This window comes from Chromatium okenii (genome assembly GCF_016583745.1).
In the GTDB taxonomy this organism is placed as follows: Bacteria; Pseudomonadota; Gammaproteobacteria; order Chromatiales; family Chromatiaceae; genus Chromatium; species Chromatium okenii.
Genome location: NZ_NRRQ01000049.1, coordinates 1 through 3901, shown reverse-complemented (window position 1 = coordinate 3901; position 3901 = coordinate 1). Strand labels below are relative to the sequence as shown.

Genomic DNA, 3901 nt, shown 5'->3' with positions numbered 1-3901 from the left:
TGTACTTTTGTTGGCGTTGATGAAATGCACTTCCCGCCACCATCCACCATTGCCGGATGTTTGCGCACTGCTTGGGCGCGAGCGACTGGTCATCCCTTTGATGCCAGCCTATTTGATCTGGAAATCAGTGGGGCGTTGCTCCTGCGTCCGAATGAACAGGGCGACTTGCGTCTGCTCGCACCTAAACCGGCAGATGCACACTATTTTGGTCATGGCGATGATGCCCGCTGCATCCGCGCCGAACCCGCCCCGTTTGATAAAAGTTGCAATGCCGATTTGCCCGACAAGCTACTGCCGCTGCGCCTAACCGTCGATGAAAAAGTCAAGGCCAGCAGCGGGCCGCACTGGTGGGATTGGAAGGATTTGCTGGCGTTTCGCACCGGTCAGGAAATGCCCAAGTACACAGAGCTGAAAGCGCGCGGCTGGTCGCCGCCGATAGGTGATCGGCGCACTCATGTTGCCATCGACCCCAAAACGCTGGGCGCTGATTCTGGGCTTTTGTTCCAGACCGAGGGAATGGATTTTGCACCTACTAATCAATGGCTCAAGGAAAAAGTGGATAAGCCGAGCTTACGGCTGCTGGTTCGCTGCACCAAGCCACTGTCCGAGGGTTTGGTTTATTTGGGCGGCGAGCGCCGTTTGGCACAACTGCATCCCGAACCCGAAGCGACTTGGCCACAACCGCCAGCGGACTGGTTCGAGCGCATCGTTAAAGCGGGTGGGCTGACGCTCACGCTGTTGACTCCAGCCTGCTTCGAGAAAGGCTATCGCCCCGGTTGGCTCGATGAGACGTTGACCGGTGCGCCACCTCAAGCCCCCGGTCTGCGCTTGCAATTGGTCGCAGCGGCGGTCGAACGTTGGCAACCACATTCGGGTTGGGATCTCGCGGCACACCAGCCACGTCAAACCCGCAAGCTGGTTGCTGCGGGTGCAACTTATTGGTTTCGCTTGCCAGATACAGATAAGCCATCACCCGACGCGCTTGAGTCACTTTGGTTAAGCAGTTTGTGTGATCTGGAACAGGATCGGCGCGACGGCTATGGGCTGGCGTTACCCGCGCCTTGGACACCTCCAAACGCCTGATTTTTCAACTTAATTGATGGCAGTTTTTCCACAGGACGATCTCATGCAAGCACGTCTTTTTCATCTTCATGCGCTTTCTGCGTTGCATTGCGGCACTGGTCAATCGACAGGCGTGGTGGATTTACCGATTGCTCGCGCCCGAGCAACCCAGTTGCCGATTGTGCCCGGGTCGTCATTGCGTGGTGTGTTGCGCCAGTCGGTCAGTGAGCACAATGAATCTGCTGCTCGCGCCCTGTTTGGTCCTAAGAGCATCGCCGATAACGCCAAGAGTTTTGCCGGTGCGTTAGCTGTCGGTGACGCGCATCTGCTCGCGCTACCAGTGCGGGCGTTGGCGGGCATTGTGTGTTATGTCACCGCGCCCTTTATCCTCAGTCGTTATGCCCGTGATCTGGAACGCGCCGGATTGACGGCTCCCGAACCTCTTTCTCCCGCCCCCGCCAACAATACGGCTCTTGTTGCCGCTGATTCAGTCAATCGCATGGAAAACAAGCTCGTGCTGGAAGACCTTGACCTTGATGTCAGTGACAATGACATCGCAAAACAGTGGGCGGAGGATATTGCGCAATTGATTCATCCCCAAGATGTGATGGCGCAAACTGATTTCAGACAACGTTTTGCCATTCTGCCCGATAACATCCTCGGCTTTCTGAGCGAAACCGCGACTGAATTGCGCACCCGTATCAGCATTGACGAAAACACTGGCACGGTGAAAAAGGGCGCACTCTGGTTTGAGGAACATCTGCCCGCTGAAACGTTGCTCTGGGGCATCTATGCGCTGACGGATTCCAATGAACCCGATCAACCCTATGCGCGTGATGCTCTGGCGCGTGCCTTACCTGCCAGCGATACCCTGCTGCAAATCGGCGGTCAGGCGGGAGTTGGGCGCGGATTGGTGCGGTTTCTGACGCAGGAGGGATTGGCATGACTCTGCGTGCTCATCGGGTCGCTCGCGCCGCTTATCTGCGGGTTGAAGCCCACCAGAATGAACCTGACGAGAAAAAATATTGTGCGATTGCGCACAAGCTGCCGGGCATGATTCTGCAAAATGGACTGGCGCAGGCGACCGGCTTTTTACTCGCCAAAGGCGGCACTGAGCATCTGATGCTGCTTGAGGATCTCAACGCTGTGTTGCAGGCGGGCGGAACGCTCAATGTGCCTAATTGTAATGCGCTGCATCAAGCCATCATCGCTGCCGATTTGAACCAAACGCTCAAACTCACTCGCCACGCACTGGAAGCATCCGGTTGGATCAAACGCTATGTGCAAGGGTTGCTGCGCGTGGATGCCACCGGCGAAAACACTGATAACAGCGGAGGTTGACACATGCCAACTCAACTGATGCGCGAGAATCTACGCCCGCTTTATCGCCAAGCCAATCATGCTCACCCTGGTCTGCTGCTCCAACGTGGCTACGCCGATTATGACAATGAGACTGAAGCGGGACGGCAAGCCAAAACTGCGTATATCCGCCGAATTTGTGGCGTCACTGCTGATTCTTTCTACCGCAATGCTTATCAACGCTGGCGGACTGCAACGACTGATCCGCTGCGGTTTCGCCAAGCGGTGCTTGCGCTCCAATCACGCCTGTTCATTGGTTTGACTGGCGGCGGAATGTTGGAAACTGGCTGTGCCATCAGTCATAGCTACGGAATGCCCTATATTCCGGGTTCGAGTATTAAGGGCGTCGTCCGGGCGCAGGTCAGTAAGAGTCTATTCGGCGAGCAGAATCCGGCAGTGATCGCTGAATTATTTGGTGCTGAAGCCGATCTAAATGGAGCGCATCCGCTGGGGCTTTCCGGTTTAGTGAATTTCCATGATGCGTGGTGGGTTCCCACTTCCGCCGAGCGACCGCTGGTTGAGGAGATCGTGACGACGCATCATCCTGAATACTACGGTAGCGAGGGTGTGACTCCGGCAACTGATTTTGATAGCCCAATCCCCAACGCGCAGATCGCAGTGCAGGGCGCGTTTTTATTTGTGTTGGAAGGGCCGCTGGCATGGCTGGAACTCGCGGAGAAGATGCTGATTGCTGCATTGGATCAGGGCGGCATTGGTGCAAAAACCCGCACCGGTTATGGTTTATTTGATCCACAGCCGAAAGTTCCCGCTGGTGCAGTCTGCGCTTGGGTTGGAGAGACAATCGCTCGTTTAGCGAAACAGAACAATGCACAAGCTGATGACACTTTGCGCGGCAAAGGATTGGCGGCAGAATGGGCGGCGTTGACTGATCCGGTGCTCAAGGCAGCAGCGTTGGAAGATATTCGTTCACGCTGGCAAGCCCAAGGTTGGTGGGATAATCCACCCGGAAAATCCGCCAAACAAGCAAAGGTCTTTTACTTGGGTTGACCTCTCTAGGAGTTACGCAGTTGCGAACAAGCCATACAATGGTGCTGATAAATAAAATCGCACGGCACTGCGCACGATCTTATTTTTTGCTTCCATAATGCTTATTCCAGTTCGATAGAAGTAGCGTTCCAAACGTATGAAAGCACGAATTGCAAGACCAATATGATTGCGTTGAGAAATTGCTGAACGCGCTTGACAGCGTTCCACACCGCAGTTTTGTTTGAGATCGTGATGATAAACTTCAATCATCCATCTTTTTTCAGCCAAACTTTTGCGCATCAAATTTGACATTAAAAAATCATTAGTCGCCCAGTATTCCGTGTCACCGTTTTTGGAAACGATCCAGAATGCTTTTACTAAGCCATAACCTTTTAGGTGAACAATTTCTCCCTCAGAAGAAAGATGAACATCTCTAATCGCTCTGTTTCCGGTTCGGTCTGGATCAACTTGCCGGTTTGATTTGAGCTGCGTC

The 3901-nt window shown here is 54.2% G+C and carries 5 protein-coding genes; 4 read left to right on the top strand and 1 reads right to left on the bottom strand.

What is annotated here, in order from left to right; translation table 11 throughout:
• The 4 genes from CKO12_RS13030 to cmr6 all read left to right on the top strand — a co-directional run.
• Positions 1–1083 (top strand): type III-B CRISPR module-associated Cmr3 family protein (locus CKO12_RS13030; RefSeq protein ID WP_200155164.1); only part of this gene is annotated, 1083 nt, incomplete at its 5' end.
• Between the two features lie 16 nt (positions 1084–1099).
• A complete protein-coding gene (gene cmr4 / locus CKO12_RS13025; protein ID WP_242466343.1) occupies positions 1100–2008 on the top strand; it encodes a type III-B CRISPR module RAMP protein Cmr4 in 909 nt (302 codons plus the stop codon).
• A complete protein-coding gene (cmr5, locus tag CKO12_RS13020) occupies positions 2005–2403 on the top strand; it encodes a type III-B CRISPR module-associated protein Cmr5 (RefSeq protein ID WP_200155162.1) in 399 nt (132 codons plus the stop codon). Before cmr4 ends, cmr5 begins: the two co-directional genes overlap by 4 nt.
• 3 nt (positions 2404–2406) lie before the next feature.
• Positions 2407–3429 carry a type III-B CRISPR module RAMP protein Cmr6 gene (cmr6, locus tag CKO12_RS13015; RefSeq protein WP_200155161.1) on the top strand — a complete coding sequence of 341 codons (1023 nt, stop codon included), beginning with the start codon at positions 2407–2409 and terminating at the stop codon, positions 3427–3429.
• A gap of 12 nt (positions 3430–3441) precedes the next feature.
• On the opposite strand, the gene CKO12_RS13010 is transcribed toward cmr6, so the two are convergent.
• Positions 3442–3901 (bottom strand): transposase (locus CKO12_RS13010; RefSeq protein WP_200153311.1); only part of this gene is annotated, 460 nt, incomplete at its 5' end.